The organism is Streptomyces sp. NPDC043861 (genome assembly GCF_056435905.1).
On record NZ_JBWKDP010000004.1, the window covers coordinates 21,873 to 39,712 of the forward strand.

Sequence of the window (17,840 nt, forward strand, 5' to 3'; positions counted from 1 at the left end):
CGGGTGTTCCTTCCAGGAGCGCCGGTCGGGGACGTCGTCTCGTTCTGACGTTGCACGGCGGCGCGCGTCGGGGTGAGTGGTGCGGCGAGGCGCCGGTCACCTTGTAGGCCCGAAATTAGGCAGATCAGGTGAAGCCGCCGACGGAGGGGAGTGAACGGAAGGTGAACCCTGCCGGGCGGGGAAGTTCTCGGGCGTGGTGTGAGTAGCGGGAGGTGATGCGGGGTATCAAGGGACGTCCGCCAGCGCCTGCCCGCCTGCCGATGCCCTGAAACGCCCATGAGGCACTAATGCGTGCCGAATGCCCCGATTGTCCCGAGTTCTGAGATGAGTGCGTCCACGAGATGGCGGTCACGGGGCTGGGTGAGCCGGGCGCGCGCGGAGGCCGGCGGCAGCCACATGATGCGGTCGACCTCCTTGCCCGGGGTGAAGTCACCCGGGGTCTCCGCCTCGGCCGCCCAGTAACTGACTTCCTTGGGTCGACCGTTCGCGATGTAGTGGACGGTCGGGAGGCGCGGGCCCGGGGTGCCGCGGTGCCCGGTCTCCTCCAGGACCTCGCGCAGGGCGCCGACCAGCCGGTCCTCACCGCGCTTCAGCTTGCCCTTGGGGTGGGACCAGTCGTCGTAGCGGGGACGGTGGACGAGGCAGATCTCGATCGCGTCGCCGCCGGGGGAGCCGCCCCGGTGGGAGCGCCGCCACAGGACGCATCCGGCGGCGCGGACGGTGCTGCCGGCCCCGGGCGTAGTCATGGCGCGGCCACCGCCTGGTTGTCCCGGTGGCCCGTGGGCCCGGGAGCGAGGCCCTGCCAGACCTGCTGGAAGGCGAAGCGGGTGGCCTCGACCTCATGGCGCTGGTCGGCGTGGAGGACACCGAGGGCATAGGCGGTCGCGGGGGCGATACGGGGCGTACGGGCGGCGGACGCGGCCGAGGCGGCCGCCTCGGCCGCGTCCCGGTGCCGGTCCAGGGTGCGGCCGGCGACCGCCAGCAGCGGGTCCGTACGGGGGTCGGTGACCTCCTGGGCGTACCGGTGCAGCCTGAGCAGCAGCCGCACCTGGTGCCAGGGGGCGTCCTGGGCCTCACCCGCGGAGGCGGTGGCCAGACCGTGGACCAGCGCATCGGCGTTGTACGGATGCGAGGCGCGTGTCAACGGCAGCGCGGCGACGGCGTCCAGGAGCCTGCGCCGGGCCTTCTCCGCGTGCACCTCCAGTACGCCTGCGGGCGCTGCGGCGGCCGCCGTCAGCGGAACCTCGGACGCGAGCAGTGCGACGGCATCGGCGACGGCGTGGAAGCGCGCCGAGCCGATGGCCTGCAGCGCGGCGGAGTGCGCCCGTGTCCGTGCGAGCGTCAGCTGGCGCTCGAGCAGCGCGCCGGCCCGCGCGGCGCCGACGGTGAGCGCTCCGCCCCCGCCGCCCCGGCCCGCCGCCCCGGCGCCGCGAGCGGAACCACGGGCTCCTGGGCCCGTGCCCTGGGCTGCGCCGCCGCGGGGCCTGACGGATTCCGACTGTCCCGGGCCCGTGGTCGCAGGACCGGCGGCTGCCGCGTCGATCGCCGTCGTCGTGAGCCGGCTACGGGCAGCGGCTGCGGCCCGGGTGCTTCCGGGGAGCTGTGGGCCGCCGGCGACGGCGCCCGGGGACACCGAGGTCCCGTCTCCAGGCGCCACCTCGTCCACGGTCCGTGCGGCCGGGGTCCCGGCTGCCCGTGCGCTGCCCGGGACCTGCGGCTCTGCGGCGAGGGCCGCTCCGCCGCCCGCCACGGGTGCGCCGGGCGGAGCCGGGGCCGTTCCGGGGCCGGTCCGTGGCGGAGCCGGTGATTCCGTAGCGGGAGGACGCGGCGGGGAGTCCGGGCCGGCGGCCGCACGACCCGGGGTGCCGTGGGCGGTTCCGGCCGGGGGAAGGTCCGGGCAGACCCGTTCCGTTCCCGACCGGGCCGGCGGCACCGGGCCCGTGCCCGAAAGACGGGCCAGGGCATCCAGGAGCCGGGACAGCCGGACGGTGCACGCGTGCTCCTGGGCGAGGACGCCGGAGAGCCAGATGAGTTCCGTGCGGAGCTGGTCCGCCCACGCGGGATCCAGCAGGGCACGGTAGGTGGACAGAGCCCCGCTGATGCGGCGGGCGGCACGGCGCAGTGCGCGGGCCGCGTCCTCCGCGCCCGCCGTGTCCGCACCGCTCTCGCCGTGCATCCGCAGGCTGCGGAGGAAGTCCGCGGCCAGCGTGTGCAGATAACCGGCCAGGACCTGGTCGGCGCCGGCCCCCTGCGGCACCAGGGGAAGGTCAGGGCTGTGCACGCCGGCGCCTCCGCGCGTCAATGAGCATTTCCTGTACGTTCCGCAGCGGCTGGCCGTCCGCATCCGTGGAATGCCGCGTCCACTCCCCGTCGGGGCCGAGGTGCCAGGACGACGTGGAGTCGGACATGCCGGTTTCCAGCAGCCGGTTCAGTGCCGCGCGGTGGGCCGGATCGGTGACCCGGACAAGGGCCTCGATTCGGCGGTCGAGGTTGCGGTGCATCATGTCGGCGCTGCCGAACCACACCTCGGGTTCGCCGCCGTTGCCGAAGGCGAAGACCCGGGAGTGCTCCAGGAAGCGGCCGAGGATCGAGCGGACGCGGACGTTCTCCGAGAGCCCCGCGACGCCCGGGCGTATCGCGCAGATCCCGCGCACCCAGATGTCCACCGGCACCCCGGCCTGTGCCGCCCGGTAACAGGCGTCGATGACCGCTTCGTCGACCATCGAGTTGACCTTGATACGGACGTAGGCGGGACGGCCCGCCCGGTGGTGGGCGGCCTCCTTGTTGATCCGGGAGACCAGTCCGTCGCGCAGTGACTTCGGTGCGACGAGCAGCCGGCGGTAGGTCTCACGGCGTGAGTACCCGGACAGCCGGTTGAAGAGATCGGACAGGTCCGCGCCGACCTGGGGGTCCGCGGTGAGCAGGCCGAGGTCCTCGTAGAGCCGGGCGGTCTTCGGGTGGTAGTTGCCCGTGCCGACGTGCGAGTAGCGGCGCAGCGTCTCGCCCTCCTGGCGGACCACCAGCGACAGCTTGCAGTGGGTCTTCAGACCGACCAGCCCGTAGACGACGTGGCAGCCGGCCTCCTCCAGCTTGCGCGCCCACTTGATGTTGGCCTGCTCGTCGAAGCGGGCCTTGATCTCGACGAGGACCAGGACCTGCTTGCCGGATTCGGCGGCATCGATCAGCGCATCGACGATCGGTGAGTCGCCGGAGGTCCGGTACAGCGTCTGCTTGATCGCGAGGACGTCGGGGTCGGCCGCGGCCTGTTCGAGGAACGCCTGGACGGACGTCGAGAACGAGTCGTACGGGTGGTGGAGGAGCACGTCCCGCTCGCGCAGTGCGGCGAAGATGTCGGGGGCCGACGCCGACTCGACCTCGGCGAGGTCGCGGTGGGTCCCGGCGACGAACTTCGGGTACTTCAGCTCGGGCCGGTCCTGGGCGGCGATGCCGAAGAGTCCGGTCAGGTCGAGGGGACCCGGGAGCGGGTAGACCTCGGACTCGGAGATCTTCAGTTCGCGGACCAGCAGGTCCAGCACATACGGGTCGATGGACTCCTCGACCTCGAGCCGCACCGGCGGGCCGAAGCGGCGCCGCATGAGCTCCTTCTCCAGGGCCTGGAGCAGGTTCTCGGCGTCGTCCTCCTCGACCTCCAGGTCCTCGTTCCTGGTCACCCGGAACATATGGTGCGCCAGCACCTCCATGCCGGGGAACAGCTCCTCCAGGTGCGCCGCTATGACGTCCTCCAGCGGGACGTACCGCTGCGGTGAGGCCTCCAGGAAGCGGGACAGCAGCGGCGGCACCTTGACCCGGGCGAAGTGGCGGTGGCCGCTCACCGGATTGCGTACGACGACGGCGAGGTTGAGCGACAGTCCCGAGATGTAGGGGAAGGGGTGCGCCGGGTCCACGGCCAGCGGGGTGAGGACCGGGAAGATCTGCTGGCGGAACAGGGTGAAGAGCCGGGCCTGCTCCTTGTCCGTGAGCTCGGGCCAGCGGATGAGGTGGATGCCCTCGTCGGCCAGGGCCGGCGCCACGTCCTGCTGGTAGCAGGCGGCGTGGCGGGCCATGAGTTCGCGCGAGCGGTTCCAGATCAGGTCCAGGACCTCGCGCGGCTGCAGGCCGGAGGCGGAACGGGTCGCGACACCGGTCGCGATCCGGCGCTTCAGGCCTGCCACGCGGACCATGAAGAACTCGTCCAGGTTCGAGGCGAAGATGGCAAGGAAGTTGGCCCGCTCCAGAAGCGGCGTCGCGGGGTCCTCGGCAAGCTCCAGCACGCGCTCGTTGAACGCGAGCCAGCTGCGCTCACGGTCGAGGAAACGGCCCTGGGGCAGCTCGGCGCCTTCGGTCTCGTCCTCGTACGTATCGAGGTCGGCGTCGATGTCCGGTTCCAGATCGGAGACCGCGGCGGCGACGGTGTGGGGACGGTGCGCGGCTATGGAGCCGACGGACGGCTGGACGTGCTGTACCGGGACCTCGGCGGGCTGCTTGCTCATGACCCCATTCTTCCGCGCGAAGGGGTTTTCGGGCGCGTCGAAGCGGGCCGTGGTGGAGGGAAGGCGCCCATTTCTCGGGGCTGGCACGGCAGGCGGCTGCATTCACCGAGGGTCGCAAGCGCCTCTGAATGCCTGGTAACGAGAACATGACGCCTGGGCAAGCAGGACGCCGCGGCGGGGGGCGTGCCGCATGCGGCAGGGGCGGCGCCCGAGGGCACCCGCGCGGGTGGCCCCCGGCCTCGGGGCATGGTGCCTCAGGCGTGGTGCCGCCGCAGCACCCGGTAGGCGGCGGCCGTCACGAGCGCCGCCAGGACGAGGACGATACCGGTCTCGACGAGCTGGACCGGCCAGAAGTGCGAGGCGGGGTGGTGGAGCACGAATTCCGTGACCCCGCCCTTCTCGGTCATGCACTGCAGGCGGTCCTGCTGGGGCGGGCCGGGCAGGGAGCAGTCCTCCCAGTACAGCCGCTCACCGGCGGCGGTCAGCATGCCGATGTCCAGCCACCAGTCCTCGCCGCCTTCCTGCCACCAGCCGTGGCCGAGGGCCGGCAGGTCGGCACCGGTCGACATGACCGGGGGCCACAGATGGGCGCGCAGCTGGCCCAGTGCGACCAGCACGGCGCCGGTCGCGAGCCCGGCGACGCTCATCGCGACGAGCGTACGGCGGACCAGCAGCCCGCACAGGGCTCCGAGTGCGACGGCCAGCAGGCCGTTCGCCACCGCGGTGGTGCCGATGGTCGCGTACACCTGGGCGTCCCAGAACTGCGTCATCATGGTGTGCCGCACGGGTCCCCAGGCCCAGCGGAAGACGCCGACCAGCAGCGCTGCGCCGGCCATGACGACGGCCGCGGTGACCGTCAGTTTCGCCGTGAGCCAGCGGGCGGGGGCCACCGACTGGGTCCAGGTCAGCCGGTAGGTGCCGGACTCCAGTTCGCGTGCGACCAGCGGTCCGGCGACGAAAGCCGCGACGAGCAGCGGCAGCAGCATGATCGCCATGCTGGCGTCGTCCAGCGCGCGCAGCAGTACGGGGCCGGCCGCCGGGTCCGTACCGCTGGTGTACCAGGCCCGTACCGAGGCCAAGGCGCCCGCGCTCAGGACGACGAGGGCGAGCACCGTCCACAGCACACGGCGGTGCTGGCGGACGACCACCCAGCGCGGACCGTGCGTCCTCGGGCTGCCGCTCGGTGTCTGCGCGCTCATGCGGCGGTCACCTCCGTGGCGGGGGTCAGCAGGGCGGGCGCCTCGGGGGAGCGCAGATGGGCCAGCAACAGCTCCTCCAGGGAGGGTTCCATGACCTGCCAGTCCTCCGGCAGGAGTTCATCGGGACGTATGAGCGCGGTGAGTTGACGTCCCGTCGTGCGTGCCTCGACAACGGTGTGCGGGGAGAGGTCGAGGGTTGCGGGTCCGGTCACCAGACGGTGTGCGGTGATCAGGTCGTCGATGCCGCCGCCGAGCCGGATGTGCCCGCCGTCGACGAGCAGCAGATGGTCGCAGGCCCCCTCGAGCTCGGCCAGGATGTGCGACGACATGACGACGCTCGTACCCCGCTCCGCGGCGTCGGCGAGCAGCGTGCCCATCAGCTGGTGCCGGGCGAGCGGATCGAGGTCGGCCATCGGCTCGTCGAGCAGCAGCAGTTCGGGACGCTTTCCGAGCGCCAGGGCGAGTGCGACGCGGGTGCGCTGTCCACCGGAGAGGGTGCGGACGCGGGCGCCCGGGTCGAGTCGGCCGGCTTCCACGATGCGCGCGGTGACGTCGTCGTCCCATCGGCCGGGGTTGAGCTCCCGGCCCATGCGCAGGGTCTCGGCGACCGTGAGCTGGGGGATGAGGGGCTTGTCCTGGCCGACGTACGCCAGTCGCTCGCGGGCCGACGCCGCGTCGGTGCCGAGGACGCGGATACTGCCCTCGGTGGGTCGCAGCAGTCCCGCGGCCATGGCCAGCAGGGTGGACTTTCCCGCCCCGTTGGGGCCGACGAGGGCGCAGATCCGGCCTGCCGGCAGACGGAATGTGCAGTCCCACAAGGCCCATGTGCGCCTGTATGCCCTGCCGAGGCCGATGGCCTCCAGTGCCGTATCGGTCATGCGTCGTCCCCCCTGTGGTGGTTCGTGAAGTGCTCGTCGAGCACGGCGGCGAAGAGGGCGGACACGTACTCCCGCTCCAGGCCCTCGGCCCGCGCCCGGGCCGCCCAGTCGGCGAGTTCGGCGCGCAGGGGCGAGTCGGCGCCCGCGCTGCCCAGCGTCCTGCGGACGAAGGTGCCGAGGCCCCGGCGTGCCTCGACCAGCCCCTCGCGCTCCAGCTCTCGATAGGCCTTGAGCACGGTGTTCGGGTTGATGGCGGTCGCCTCCACCACCTCGCGGGCGGTGGGCAGCCGGTCGCCCGGTTCCAGCAGTCCCAGCCGCAGTGCCTGCTTCGTCTGCTGCACGATCTGCAGATAGGTGGCGACGCCGCTGCGCCGGTCGATCCGGTACTCGATCACGGCACCACCCTTTCACTAATCAAGTAGTGAAAGGGTGGTGCAAGGAAGGGGGCGGTGTCAACCGCCCCCTGTGGTCCGTGCCGTGGTGTCCTTGTGCTCCGTCAGGTCTCCGTGCGGTACATCAGATCCACCTCGTGGGTGAGGAAGCCCAGCCGCTCGTACACCCGCAGCGCCGCCGTGTTGTCCGCGTCGACGTAGAGCATGGCCGTCGGCACACCCTGCGCGGCGAGATGGCGCAGACCGATCGCGGTGAGGGCCTTGCCCAGGCCGGTGCCCTGGGCGTCCGGGCGGATGCCGATCACATACACCTCGCCGAGCTGATCCTCGGCGTGGATCTTCGTCCAGTGGAAGCCGACGATCTCGCCCCCGCGTTCGGCGAGGAAGAAGCCCTTGGGGTCGAACCAGGGCTCCTCCTTGCGGTCGTCGAGGTCGCGCTGGGTGACCGAGCCCTGCTCGGGATGGTGGGCGAAGGCCGCCGCGTTCACCGTGATCCAGGCCGCATCGTCCTGGCCGGGGACGAAGCTGCGGATCGTCACTCCCTCGGGCAGGGCCGGCTCCGGGATGTCGAGCGGGCTCAACGGGCGGCGCAGCTGGCGCAGTTCGCGGAACAGGGTGAGGCCGAGGACCTGGGCGAGATGGCGGGCCGCGGACTTGCCGCCGTGGGCCCACACACGAAGGCGCTTGCCGGATGCGGCCAGCAGTGTGCTGCCGAGGGCGCGGCCGTGACCACGGCCGCGGTGTCCCGGATGGACGACCAGTTCCGCCGCCGGGGCCTCCACGGGGTCGGTGTCCTCCAGTTGGGCGTAGCCGCGGAGATCGCCTGCGACGGTGAGCAGGAAGTGCCGCACTCCCTCGCGCCGGCCGTGGCGCAGCTGCAGCCGTCCCTGCTCGGAGACGGCCTGCATCCCGTCGGCGCGGGCAGCGGCGGAGAGCAGGCGCAGGACGTCATCGGCCTGCTCCGGGGTGAGTTCGTCGAGCGTCTGGATCTGCCGGCCGGGCTCAAGGGCTGGGGCTGCGTCAGTCATACGTCGAGGGTACGGCGCCGGGCAGCAGCCGATCGGAAACCAGGTCGTAACCCGCTACCCCCTGTCGTGCTACGCGCGTTGACAATAGGCTGCGCGGCTGAGCGCCACTTTTGCGCCATCGAGTACGACCGGTACCACCGAGCACGACCGATCAACACCGAGCACGACCCAGTACCACCGAGCACGACCGTCATCACGCTGAGACTGACAAGGGGACAGATGTCAGCGACATCCCACCAGAAGCGCCGCCGCATACTTGCCGCCGTCGCCGGACTGACCACCGTCGGCGCACTGGTCGCCGCGATGCCCGCCGGAGCCCAGGAGCGCAGCTACGGGCACGGGCACGGCCACGGCCGGACCGTGGACGTCCAGCTGCTGTCCTTCAACGACCTGCACGGCAATCTGCAGCCGCCGGCCGGCTCGGCCGGACGCGTCACCGAGACCAACCCGGACGGCACCACCAAGACGATCGACGCGGGTGGCGCCGAGTACCTGGCGACCCATCTGCGACAGGCCCGCCAGGGCCACAAGTACTCGATCACGGCCGCGGCCGGTGACATGGTCGGCGCTTCGCCGCTGCTCTCCGGCCTCTTCCACGACGAGCCGACCATCGAGGCGCTGAACAAGCTCGAGCTCGACGTCACCTCCGTCGGCAACCACGAGTTCGACGAGGGCGCCAAGGAACTCGCCCGGCTGCAGTACGGCGGCTGCCACCCCACCGAGGGTTGCTACGAGAAGACGGGCAAGGGCAAGCCGAAGCGGTTCCGGGGCGCCGACTTCCCGTACCTCGCCGCCAATGTGACCAAGGAGAAGTCCGGCCGTCCGATCCTGGACCCGTACTTCGTCTGGGAGCGGAACGGGGTGAAGATCGGCTTCATCGGCGTCACCCTCGAGGGCACTCCGAACATCGTCTCCGCCGAGGGCATCAAGGGCCTGAAGTTCGGCGACGAGGTCGAGACGATCAACAAGTACACGAAGATCCTCGAGCGCAAGGGCGTCAAGTCGATCGTCGCCCTGCTGCACGAGGGCGGGCTGCCGGCCTCGTCCTCGTACAACTACAACTGCGACAGCCCGGGCCCCGGCGACGGCATCTCCGGCCCGATCGCGGACATCGCCAAGAACGTCAGCCCGCAGGTCGACGCCCTGGTCACCGGTCACACCCACCAGGCGTACGCGTGCACGATCCCGGACCCGTCCGGCAAGCCGCGCACGGTCACCTCCGCGGCCTCCTTCGGCAAGCTGTACACCGACACGACGCTCACGTACGACCGTCGCACCAGGGACATCGTCCGTACGTCCGTCGCCTCCGCCAACCACGTCGTCACCCGTGACGTGGCCAAGGCCGAGGACATGACCCGGCTCATCGACCGCTGGAACGCGCTCGCCGCGCCGATCGCGAACCGGCCCGTCGGCTACATCTCCGGCGACATCGAGAACCCCGCCGACGCGCTCGAGAAGCCTCTCGGCAACCTGATCACGGACGCCCAGCTCGAGAACATGGCCCCGGCCGACAAGGGCGGCGCGCAGATCGCCCTCATGAACCCGGGCGGTATCCGCGCGGGCCTGATCCACAAGGCGTCCGGCAGCGAGGGCGACGGCGTGGTGACCTACGGCGAGGCCTTCACCGTGCAGCCGTTCACCAACATGATGACGGCGGTCGACCTGACCGGCGCTCAGCTGATCACGACGCTCCAGCAGCAGGTCAGCGGAGCCAACCAGGCCGCCCCGAAGATCCTCCAGGTGTCGAAGGGCTTCACCTACACGCTGGACATGACGAAGACCGGTGCCGACCGGATCGTCGTCGACTCGGTGAAGCTGAACGGTGAGGCGATCGACCCGGCGAAGACCTACCGGGTCGCGATGAACGAGTTCCTCGCGGGCGGCGGCGACGGCTTCCCGGTCCTGAAGGAGCACAAGAACAAGCTGGTGGGCGGGTCCGACCTGGACGCCCTCACCGGCTACTTCGCCGCGCACTCCAGCGCGAGCGGCCCGATCGCGGCGCCGGCCACCGGCCGGATCACGGTCATCAAGTAACGAGCAGCGCGCAGAGGGGCGGTGGGCCGTCGGCCCGCCGCCCCTCGGTCGTCGGCACCACTGTCGTCCGGCCCCTGCCGTTCCCGCGGATGTTTCCGCCCAACCCATTTTCTGTCATGGGCATGTCTGCAATTATCCGTCTGCCGACCGCGACCCCCCCCCACATCGCGGAGGCCGACGAAGGAGACAGCACATGTCCTTGAGCAGACGTGGTTTCCTCACGGGCGCGGCGGTCGCGTCCGCCACCGCCCTCATCGGAGCGTCACCGGCCGCCGCTTCCGGACGGCGGCTGCTGGGCACCCAGGACTGGATGAGCGGCATCGACGGCGGCAGGGCGCTGTCGTCCCTCACCATCCCCGGCACCCACGACTCCGGTGCCCGTTTCGGCGGGCCGTGGGCCGAGTGCCAGAACACCACCATCGCGCAGCAGCTCGACTCCGGGATCCGCTTCCTCGACGTACGGTGCCGGGCCATCGACGGCTCCTTCGCCATCCACCACGGTGCCGCCTACCAGAACATGATGCTCGGCGACGTCCTCGTCGCCTGCTGGAACTTCCTCGCCGCCCGCCCCTCCGAGACCGTCCTGATGCGGGTCAAGCAGGAACACTCGGGAGAAAGTGACGCCACGTTCCGAGGCATCTTCGACAACTATCTCGACGTGCGGGGCTGGCGCCCCCTGTTCCACATCGGCGACACCCTCCCCACCCTCGGCCAGGCCCGCGGAAAGGTCGTCCTCGTCGCCGACAACGGTGGACTCCCCGGCGTGAAGTGGTGGGACGGGAACGTCTTCGACATCCAGGACGCCTGGAACGACCTCCCCTGGGACAAGTACCCCAAGATCGAGGCCCATCTGCGCAAGGCCACCCAGCAGCCGGGCAAGCTCTACATCAACTTCGTCAGCACCTCGGCGTATCTGCCACCGCGCTGGAACTCCGACAACCTCAATCCGCGCGTCCACGGCCTCCTCGACGGCACGGCGAGCAGCTGGAAGGGACTCGGAGTCGTCCCCATGGACTTCCCCAACACCCGCTCAGGGCTCGTCGAATCGCTCATCCGCCACAACTGACGAGGAGGAGTGCGGCGCGGCGGGCGGCGGGGTCGGGGCGCCCGGCAGCCTGATCTCGGCGACCGTCCCGCCGCCCTCCGCCGGACGCAGCGCCACCTCACCGCCGGCCTGCTGGACCGTGCGGGCCACGATCGACAGACCGAGACCCGAGCCGGGCAGCGCGCGGGCGGACGGGGAGCGCCAGAACCGTTCGAAGACATGCGGGAGTTCGTCGGGCGGAACACCTGGGCCGTGATCGCGCACGGTCAGCACGCCGCAGTCCAGCAGCACCTCGACCGTCCCGCTCCTCGGCGAGAACTTGACCGCGTTGTCCAGCACATTGACCAGTGCGCGCTCCAGCGCCGCCGGCTCCGCCCTCACGTACCAGGACTGCAGCTCGGCGGTCACGGTCAGCTCCGGACCGCGCAGCCGCGCGCGGTCCAGCGCGGTCCGCGCGATCTCATGGAGCGCCACCACGTGCAGCGGGCCCGGCTGGGCGCTGTCCGGGCGGGCCAGCTCCTGCAGGTCGCCGATCAGCGCGGCCAGCTCGGTCATCTGCGCCTTGACCGACTCCAGCAGCGCGGCCCGGTCCCCGGGCGGGAGGTCCCGGCCGGTCTCCTCGCTGCGGGCCAGCAATTCGATGTTCGTGCGCAGCGAGGTGAGCGGTGTCCGCAGCTCATGACCCGCGTCCGCGATGAGCTGCGCCTGCCGGTCCCGGGAGGACGCGAGCGCGGCGGTCATCTGGTTGAAGGAGCGGGACAGCCGGGCGATCTCGTCCTCGCCCTCGACGGGGATCCGTACGGTCAGATCCTCGGTACGGGCCACGTGCTCGACGGTGTCCGTGAGCCGGTCCACCGGCTTCAGCCCGGTGCGGGCGACCCAGAGCCCGGCGGCGCCGGCGGCGACGACGCCGACGCCGGCCAGCGCGGTCAGCAGCAGGGCGAGCCTGTTCAGAGCGGTGTCGATCTCGTTCAGGGGGCGGGCGATGGTCACGGCGACCTCGGGGCCGAGCCCGGGCAGCCGCATCCGCTCGGTGTGCACCCGCACCTCGTCGCCGTCGTCGGTCGTGCTGCTGTGCAGGGATTCGCGCAGGGCGCCCCGTGCGACCTGGATGTCCTCGCTCTGCACCTTCACCGGTTCGGAGCCCGCCCCCACACAGCGGCTGCCGCTGACATCGATGACCTGGACGTACGCGAACGAGGAGGTGCGCGCCGCATCCCGGCTCTCGGGGCTGCCGCAGGCCTGCGCCGCGTCGAGCGCCGTGCTGATCGGCGCACTGGTGTTGCGCAGCGAGGTGTCGAGTTCCTGTCGCAACTGGGCGCGCGCGAGCAGCCAGCACGTCACGGCGACCGCGGCGACCGCCATGGCGACGGCGGACGCCGTCAGCAGCGCGAGCCGCGATCTCAGGGGCAGCGACTGGAATCCGCGGGTCACTCCGGTGACCCCTCCCTCAGGGCATAGCCGACCCCGCGCACCGTCTGGACCAGGCGCGGCTCGCCCCCGGCCTCCGTCTTGCGGCGCAGGTACATCACGTACACGTCCAGCGAGTTGGAGCTCGGCTCGAAGTCGAAGCCCCAGACGGACTTGAGGATCTGCTCCCGGGTCAGCACCTGTCGCGGATGCGTCAGGAACAGCTCGAGGAGCGTGAACTCGGTGCGGGTCAGCTCGACCTGGCGTGCGCCACGGGTCACCTCGCGGGTGGCCGGGTCCATCCGCAGGTCGGCGAAGGTGAGCACATCACCCATGGCTTCCCGGTCGGCGGTGGCACCGGTGTACGAGCTGCGGCGCAGCAGCGCACGGATGCGGGCGAAGAGTTCGTCCAGCTCGAACGGCTTCACCAGATAGTCGTCCGCTCCCGCGTCGAGACCGGTGACGCGGTCGCCGACGGTGTCGCGGGCGGTGAGCATCAGGATCGGCAGCGTGGAGCCGGTCGAGCGGATGCGACGGGCAGCCGTCAGCCCGTCCATGCGCGGCATCTGGATGTCGAGAACGACGAGGTCGGGCGCGTACGACTCCACCTTGGCGAGGGCGTCGACCCCGTCGACGGCGACCTCGGTGGCGTATCCCTCGAACGCGAGACTGCGCTGGAGTGCCTCGCGTACGGCGGGTTCGTCGTCGACGATGAGGATGCGGTCGCCTTCACCGGGAGCGGTCGTCATGGAGTCAGCCTTGCACGCTCTCAGCCGGAGGAACCGGAGCGGAGGCCGTCCAGGTCGGCCTTGACGGTGTTGACGGGGATCGCGAAGCCGAGGCCGACGCTGCCTGCGCCGCCGCCGTTCGCGGAACTCGGGGAGTACATGGCCGAGTTGATGCCGACGATCTCGCCGTTCATATTGATCAGGGCGCCGCCGGAGTTTCCGGGGTTGAGCGAGGCGTCGGTCTGGATGGCCTTGTACGTGGTCTTGGAGTCGCCGGTGTCCCCGTTGAACTCCTGGCCGCCGAATTCGAAGGGCCAGCTCTGCCGCGGGTCCTGCCGAGGCTGCTGCCCCTCGTCCTTGGCCACGGTGACGTCGCGGTCGAGCGCCGAGACGATGCCGCTGGTCACGGTGCCGGTGAGGCCCTCGGGTGAGCCGATCGCGACGACTTCCTCACCGACCTTCAGGAGGTCCGAGTCGCCGAGGGTCGCCGCCTTCAGACCCTTCGCCCCCCGGACCTCCACCAGGGCGAGGTCCTTGTCGGGGTCGGTGCCGATGACATCCGCGGTGTACGACTTGCCGTCGCTGAGGGTCACCTTGACCGTGTCGGCGCCCGAGACGACGTGGTTGTTGGTGATGATCTCGCCGTCCTCGCTGATGATCACGCCGGAGCCGGTGGACGAGCCGGCGGAGGTGGACGCGCCGATCTCCACGATGCTGGGCGACACGGCCTCGGCGACACCCGCCACGGTTCCCTGGCTGGTCCGGGAGACCGTGGTCCCGTCGACCACACCGGTCGACGACGCGGGGGCGGTGCCGGTGTCGGCGAAGCGCTCCACGAGCGTGGCGGTGCCGCCGCCGACGACCGCGGCGGCGATCGCCACGGCGGCGAGCAGCGCGGCGGACCGCTTGACACGGGGCGCGGGTGCCGCGTGCGAGGCGGGCACGGGGGGATGTGCGGGGGGAGGCGGGTAGCCGCCGTCGGCCGACCCTGCGTACGGGTCATGCTGCCCGTCGGTGACGTACGGGTACTGCTGTGCGTCGGTGAGGGTGCGGTGGTCGCCGCTGCGGTAGTGGTCCGTCATGGAGACGACTCTCGGGGCCGTGGATGAGAAGACCCTGAGGACGGGGTGAGAAGCCCGACAGAACCGTGTATGCCCGATGTAAAGTCTGCCCCTCGGCGGAGCCGGATCCCGATGCCCGAGCTGCGGCAGGCCCGCCGGACGGGGCGTACGTGTCCGCAGCGAGGTGCCGCCCTGCCAGGTCCTGTCCTCAACGGCGCGGGCCGGATCCGGGCTTCCGCTTTCCGTCGAGCTCGTCCCACCACTCGTCGGACTTGGGGTCCCCGGACGGGTCGTCCCACCACCGGTCCTCGGGCCCCCGCCGGTTCGCCACCACTGCGGCCAGCGGCGGAATGACCATCGCCACGACGCACATTCCGACGGCCACCGGTACCGACCAGAGCCGCACGAAGGCCCAGGCGGAGACGAAGAGGACCAGGCATCCGCCCATCATCAGGAAGTAGGCGTGACGACGTCGCGCGTACATGACTCCAGCGTACGACCGAAGGGCCGCACCCCGTTCCAGTGGCGTCCAACCCCTGGGGTGCGGCCCTCGGCCCGTCCTGTGCTGCTGACGTGCGTGTGACGTCAGACGGCGATGGCCACCTCGGCCAGGCCGCCGGTCTGGGCCACGACCGTGCGGTCCGCCGTCGCGCCCGGCACGAGGGCCCGGACAGTCCAGGTCCCCTCCGCCGCGTAGAAGCGGAACTGTCCGGTGGCCGAGGTCGGGACCTCGGCGGTGAACTCGCCGGTCGAGTCCAGCAGCCGCACGTAACCGGTGACGGGCTCGCCGTCGCGGGTCACCTGGCCCTGGATGGTGGTCTCACCGGGCTTGATCGTCGAGGCGTCGGGGCCGCCGGCCTTCGCTCCACACATGCTTTCTGTCCTTACGGTCGAGGGGGTCCGGAGGTCCCGGGCTTACTTGTTCGCGCCGAGCTCGATCGGCACGCCGACGAGGGAGCCGTACTCGGTCCAGGAGCCGTCGTAGTTCTTGACGTTCTCCACGCCGAGCAGCTCGTGCAGGACGAACCACGTCAGCGCGGAACGCTCACCGATGCGGCAGTAGGCGATGGTGTCCTTCGCCAGATCCACCTGCTCGTCGGCGTAGAGCGCCTTGAGGTCGTCGTCCGACTTGAAGGTGCCGTCGTCGTTGGCGTTCTTGGACCACGGGATGTTGCGGGCGCTCGGCACGTGGCCGGGACGCTGCGACTGCTCCTGCGGAAGGTGGGCCGGGGCGAGCAGCTTGCCGCTGAACTCGTCGGGCGACCGGACGTCGACCAGGTTCTGGGCTCCGATGGCGGCCACGACGTCGTCGCGGAAGGCGCGGATCGAGGTGTTCTGGGCCTTGGCCCGGTAGTCGGCGGCAGCGCGCTGCGGAACGTCGGCGCCGTCGACCAGGTCGCGGGAGTCGAGCTCCCACTTCTTGCGGCCGCCGTCGAGGAGCTTCACGTCCTGGTGACCGTAGAGCTTGAAGTACCAGTAGGCGTAGGACGCGAACCAGTTGTTGTTTCCGCCGTAGAGGACGACGGTGTCGTCGTTGGCGATGCCCTTCTCCGACAGCAGCTTCTCGAAGCCGGCCTGGTCGACGAAGTCACGGCGGACCGGGTCCTGGAGGTCCTTCTGCCAGTCGATGCGGACGGCGTTCCTGATGTGGTTCTTGTCGTACGCCGAGGTGTCCTCGTCGACCTCGACGATGACGACCTTCGGGTCGTCCAGGTGGGCCTCGACCCAGTCGGCGTCTACGAGGACGTCGCTGCGGCTCATGCTGTTCTCCTCCGGGGCAGTGTGCGGCGGGTGGCGCGCGGGGATGGTGCGCAAGGGTGGGTGCGGGTACGCCGGAGCGGTGTACGGCACACGGTTGGCCCTGGCCGGAAAACGTGCTCGCAGGGCCGGAAGATGCGGAAGGCGACGCTTCCGCTCAGAAGGTGCGACAGAGCATGGCGGCGACGCGGCACAGGTCTACTGCCCGCCGCTTCGTGAGGTCCGCCTGTCGCTTCATGGGTCCGATCGTAGGGACGAGTCGGTGACGATGTCACCGGCGTGTCGCATGATGAGACGCGATCGTCCGCATGGTGGTACGGGTGGCTGGATCCATGGGGTGCCGACGGGGACCTCCGTCCGTTGTGTCCGTCCGCCATCTACGGATCGGACGTCACCGTCTCACGATCCGATCACCGGCCTCCCGGAACGGCCCGCCCCTCGGGCACCGACCGCCCGTCCGCCGCCGGTCGGGGCCGCCGTGACCGGGGTGACGTGGGGCGGGGGTGCCCCTCATCCGTCGGCGGCGCCACCAGGCACTCACGGGCCGATCGGCGCGCCATCAGGCGCCCCCGTCCCCGTTACGGGTTCCGCCGTCTGGTGCTCAGCCGGCCAGGGTCACATCGGTGCCCACGCCCGAGAACCGCAGTCCCTTGTCGTCCGCGGCGACCTTGTCGAGCTTGATGGTCTTCGGAAGCCCGTCGATCTTCAGGTCGTAGTCCACGGCATCGCGCAGTGTCCGGTCCATACCCGGTACCGGAAGCCGCGGAAGGTTCTCGGCGCGCAGTCGGACCGTGTCGCCTCCGGTTATCGAGACCGTGCTGTACGTCGTGAGCGAGCGGCCCTGCAGCATCCCCTCGGCGAAGGAGGGAACGTCGAAGCCCGCGCCCTCCAGCAGTTCGAGGGCCGGTCCTGTGACCTTGACCTGGCCCTTGGCCGCCCGCTCCGCTCCGGCGTAGGAGACGGTCGCGCCCTCGGGTGCGGACTTGCCGAGGTCCGCGTACGAGATCCGGGCCGAACCCGTGGCGCGGTCGGCGACGGCGGAGCTGAAGCCGTTCATGCGCACACCGCTCAGCTCGGCCGCGACTTCGGTCACCTCCACCGCGTGGCCGCCCGCACTGGCCTTCACCCCGCCCATGCGGATCTCCACCTGGTCCAGCTCGGAGCTCACGATCTGGGTCAGGAAGGGGAAACCGTTGATGGAGACATCGGGCTCGGTGCTCAGCCCCTGGCTGCTGCGGACCTTGGCCGCGACCTCGCCCTCGGCGAAATTGACCGCGAGCCGGTCCGCGATGGCGAAGAGTCCGCCCAGGATCACAGCGGTGATCAGCAGTATTCGCAGTGCGCGCATGACTCGATGTTCCCCCACCCTGTCCCCGGGCCGGCCCGGGATCGAACTGGCCCGAATGATCGACGTGTGGGCACACCGGAATGGTTCCCGAGCCGATCGGGACGCCTGGGACGCGTGGGATGCATGGGCCGCGGGTGGCCCAGGACGACTCCGGTGACCGGCAGCGAGGACTCCCGACGTCTCGGGCGGGCTCGGATGCCTCGATGCCTCGACGCCTCGGACGACCCGGTCGACCCGGGCGGCCGGGAGCGACTCCGTGGCTCGGGAGGGCGGGCGCCGACGTCACCGACCGCACCGCCCCTGGTCACGGACGCGTCAATGGGGAGCGCCGGAGCCGCACGACCGCCCCAGGTGCCCGGTGGTGAGGCCGACCGCGGAGGCGACGTGCCGCTGCCTGCCGGGATGAGCCGGGTTCTGCCGACGCGGCGGTGTCCCGACGGGTCACCGGCGCCGTGGACGTCGCGTGGAC

The 17,840-nt window shown here is 70.9% G+C and carries 17 protein-coding genes and 1 pseudogene; 2 read left to right on the top strand and 16 right to left on the bottom strand.

Annotated elements, in window-relative coordinates; all coding sequences use genetic code 11:
• Positions 1-284 precede the first annotated feature (284 nt).
• The 8 genes and pseudogenes from AC068D_RS10875 to mshD form a co-directional block, all read right to left on the bottom strand.
• Positions 285-746 carry an NUDIX hydrolase gene (locus AC068D_RS10875; RefSeq protein WP_478822651.1) on the bottom strand — a complete coding sequence of 154 codons (462 nt, stop codon included), beginning with the start codon at positions 744-746 and terminating at the stop codon, positions 285-287.
• The gene (locus AC068D_RS10880; RefSeq protein ID WP_478823117.1) at positions 743-1,750 is read right to left on the bottom strand and encodes a CHAD domain-containing protein; all 1,008 of its coding nucleotides are present in this window, start codon (positions 1,748-1,750) and stop codon (positions 743-745) included. Before AC068D_RS10880 ends, AC068D_RS10875 begins: the two co-directional genes overlap by 4 nt.
• A 204-nt stretch (positions 1,751-1,954) precedes the next feature.
• Positions 1,955-2,344: pseudogene (locus tag AC068D_RS10885) on the bottom strand (CHAD domain-containing protein); the annotation flags it as partial.
• Complete coding sequence (locus tag AC068D_RS10890) at positions 2,268-4,490, bottom strand: RNA degradosome polyphosphate kinase (protein ID WP_478822652.1); 2,223 nt, start codon at positions 4,488-4,490, stop codon at positions 2,268-2,270. The gene AC068D_RS10890 and the pseudogene AC068D_RS10885, both read right to left, overlap by 77 nt.
• A 254-nt stretch (positions 4,491-4,744) precedes the next feature.
• Entirely contained in the window at positions 4,745-5,689 is a 945-nt protein-coding gene (locus tag AC068D_RS10895) for an ABC transporter permease (RefSeq protein ID WP_478822653.1), read from the bottom strand.
• Positions 5,686-6,567, bottom strand: coding sequence for an ABC transporter ATP-binding protein (locus AC068D_RS10900; RefSeq protein ID WP_478822654.1), 882 nt, complete (start codon positions 6,565-6,567; stop codon positions 5,686-5,688). The genes AC068D_RS10895 and AC068D_RS10900 overlap by 4 nt, the downstream gene beginning before the upstream one ends.
• Complete coding sequence (locus AC068D_RS10905) at positions 6,564-6,962, bottom strand: GntR family transcriptional regulator (RefSeq protein ID WP_478822655.1); 399 nt, start codon at positions 6,960-6,962, stop codon at positions 6,564-6,566. The genes AC068D_RS10900 and AC068D_RS10905 overlap by 4 nt, the downstream gene beginning before the upstream one ends.
• A gap of 101 nt (positions 6,963-7,063) precedes the next feature.
• Positions 7,064-7,987, bottom strand: coding sequence for a mycothiol synthase (mshD, locus tag AC068D_RS10910; RefSeq protein ID WP_478822656.1), 924 nt, complete (start codon positions 7,985-7,987; stop codon positions 7,064-7,066).
• A gap of 219 nt (positions 7,988-8,206) precedes the next feature.
• Between mshD and AC068D_RS10915 the strand changes: the two genes are divergently transcribed.
• Together AC068D_RS10915 and AC068D_RS10920 are read left to right on the top strand one after the other, a co-directional pair.
• The gene (locus AC068D_RS10915; RefSeq protein WP_478822657.1) at positions 8,207-10,021 is read left to right on the top strand and encodes a bifunctional metallophosphatase/5'-nucleotidase; all 1,815 of its coding nucleotides are present in this window, start codon (positions 8,207-8,209) and stop codon (positions 10,019-10,021) included.
• A gap of 193 nt (positions 10,022-10,214) precedes the next feature.
• Positions 10,215-11,087: a phosphatidylinositol-specific phospholipase C gene (locus AC068D_RS10920; protein ID WP_478822658.1), complete on the top strand. Its 873-nt coding sequence runs from the start codon at positions 10,215-10,217 to the stop codon at positions 11,085-11,087.
• Here AC068D_RS10920 and AC068D_RS10925 read toward each other — a convergent pair.
• The 8 genes from AC068D_RS10925 to AC068D_RS10960 form a co-directional block, all read right to left on the bottom strand.
• The gene (locus AC068D_RS10925) at positions 11,052-12,500 is read right to left on the bottom strand and encodes a HAMP domain-containing sensor histidine kinase (RefSeq protein ID WP_478822659.1); all 1,449 of its coding nucleotides are present in this window, start codon (positions 12,498-12,500) and stop codon (positions 11,052-11,054) included. The genes AC068D_RS10920 and AC068D_RS10925 overlap by 36 nt on opposite strands.
• Positions 12,497-13,225: a response regulator transcription factor gene (locus AC068D_RS10930; RefSeq protein ID WP_478822660.1), complete on the bottom strand. Its 729-nt coding sequence runs from the start codon at positions 13,223-13,225 to the stop codon at positions 12,497-12,499. The genes AC068D_RS10925 and AC068D_RS10930 overlap by 4 nt, the downstream gene beginning before the upstream one ends.
• 20 nt (positions 13,226-13,245) lie before the next feature.
• Positions 13,246-14,286 (bottom strand): S1C family serine protease, encoded by a 1,041-nt coding sequence (locus tag AC068D_RS10935; protein ID WP_478822661.1) that lies wholly within the window; start codon positions 14,284-14,286, stop codon positions 13,246-13,248.
• Between the two features lie 187 nt (positions 14,287-14,473).
• Positions 14,474-14,749: a DUF3099 domain-containing protein gene (locus AC068D_RS10940; protein ID WP_478822662.1), complete on the bottom strand. Its 276-nt coding sequence runs from the start codon at positions 14,747-14,749 to the stop codon at positions 14,474-14,476.
• Positions 14,750-14,850: 101 nt separating this feature from the next.
• Positions 14,851-15,138, bottom strand: a complete 288-nt coding sequence (locus tag AC068D_RS10945) for a DUF1416 domain-containing protein (RefSeq protein ID WP_266770873.1) — start codon at positions 15,136-15,138, stop codon at positions 14,851-14,853.
• 42 nt (positions 15,139-15,180) lie between these two features.
• Complete coding sequence (locus AC068D_RS10950) at positions 15,181-16,026, bottom strand: sulfurtransferase (protein WP_478822663.1); 846 nt, start codon at positions 16,024-16,026, stop codon at positions 15,181-15,183.
• A 154-nt stretch (positions 16,027-16,180) separates the two neighbouring features.
• On the bottom strand, positions 16,181-16,261 hold the full coding sequence (locus AC068D_RS10955) for a putative leader peptide (protein ID WP_350310325.1): 81 nt from the start codon (positions 16,259-16,261) through the stop codon (positions 16,181-16,183).
• A gap of 363 nt (positions 16,262-16,624) precedes the next feature.
• Positions 16,625-17,371, bottom strand: a complete 747-nt coding sequence (locus AC068D_RS10960; protein ID WP_478822664.1) for an LmeA family phospholipid-binding protein — start codon at positions 17,369-17,371, stop codon at positions 16,625-16,627.
• Positions 17,372-17,840 lie beyond the last annotated feature (469 nt).

Coding starts and splice junctions, on each gene's coding strand:
- AC068D_RS10875 (WP_478822651.1), bottom strand. CDS start 746: ATGACTACGCCCGGGGCCGGCAGCACCGTCCGCGCCGCCGGATGCGTC.
- AC068D_RS10890 (WP_478822652.1), bottom strand. CDS start 4,490: ATGAGCAAGCAGCCCGCCGAGGTCCCGGTACAGCACGTCCAGCCGTCC.
- AC068D_RS10895 (WP_478822653.1), bottom strand. CDS start 5,689: ATGAGCGCGCAGACACCGAGCGGCAGCCCGAGGACGCACGGTCCGCGC.
- AC068D_RS10900 (WP_478822654.1), bottom strand. CDS start 6,567: ATGACCGATACGGCACTGGAGGCCATCGGCCTCGGCAGGGCATACAGG.
- mshD (WP_478822656.1), bottom strand. CDS start 7,987: ATGACTGACGCAGCCCCAGCCCTTGAGCCCGGCCGGCAGATCCAGACG.
- AC068D_RS10915 (WP_478822657.1), top strand. CDS start 8,207: ATGTCAGCGACATCCCACCAGAAGCGCCGCCGCATACTTGCCGCCGTC.
- AC068D_RS10920 (WP_478822658.1), top strand. CDS start 10,215: ATGTCCTTGAGCAGACGTGGTTTCCTCACGGGCGCGGCGGTCGCGTCC.
- AC068D_RS10930 (WP_478822660.1), bottom strand. CDS start 13,225: ATGACGACCGCTCCCGGTGAAGGCGACCGCATCCTCATCGTCGACGAC.
- AC068D_RS10935 (WP_478822661.1), bottom strand. CDS start 14,286: ATGACGGACCACTACCGCAGCGGCGACCACCGCACCCTCACCGACGCA.
- AC068D_RS10940 (WP_478822662.1), bottom strand. CDS start 14,749: ATGTACGCGCGACGTCGTCACGCCTACTTCCTGATGATGGGCGGATGC.
- AC068D_RS10945 (WP_266770873.1), bottom strand. CDS start 15,138: ATGTGTGGAGCGAAGGCCGGCGGCCCCGACGCCTCGACGATCAAGCCC.
- AC068D_RS10950 (WP_478822663.1), bottom strand. CDS start 16,026: ATGAGCCGCAGCGACGTCCTCGTAGACGCCGACTGGGTCGAGGCCCAC.
- AC068D_RS10955 (WP_350310325.1), bottom strand. CDS start 16,261: ATGAAGCGACAGGCGGACCTCACGAAGCGGCGGGCAGTAGACCTGTGC.
- AC068D_RS10960 (WP_478822664.1), bottom strand. CDS start 17,371: ATGCGCGCACTGCGAATACTGCTGATCACCGCTGTGATCCTGGGCGGA.